The 407-nt window shown below is 36.1% G+C and carries 1 pseudogene; it reads left to right on the top strand.

Going from position 1 to position 407, the window contains the following annotated elements:
* Window positions 1-407, top strand: a pseudogene (locus tag IU405_RS00085) (alpha-amylase); the annotation flags it as partial.

Raw genomic sequence — 407 nt, forward strand, 5'->3', positions numbered from 1 at the left:
TCATACAGATGCAACAAAAGCCACCTTGGTATTAACTGCACCAGGTAAAGATTTTGTTCAAGTTGCTGGAAGTTTTAACAACTACACTCCTACTGCTTCTGATGTCATGAAACGCGATCCAAATACAGGAAAATACTGGTTAGAAATCAGTAATTTAACATCTGGAAAAATAGAAACGTATCAATATTGGGTGTATGACCAAACACCAGTTGCTAATTCTCCATCCATCGTAAAAACGGCTGATCCTTTTTCTACATTGGTATTATCACCTTTTGATGATCCTTATATTTCAAACACAACTTATCCAAACATGCCTACTTATCCAGAAGGACAACAAAGAGAAGTAACTGTTTTGCAAACTGGTCAAACTCCATATAACTGGACAGTTACCAACTTTCAAAAACCAA

The sequence above is a fragment of the Polaribacter sp. BAL334 genome (assembly GCF_015767435.1).
Lineage (GTDB): Bacteria > Bacteroidota > Bacteroidia > Flavobacteriales > Flavobacteriaceae > Polaribacter.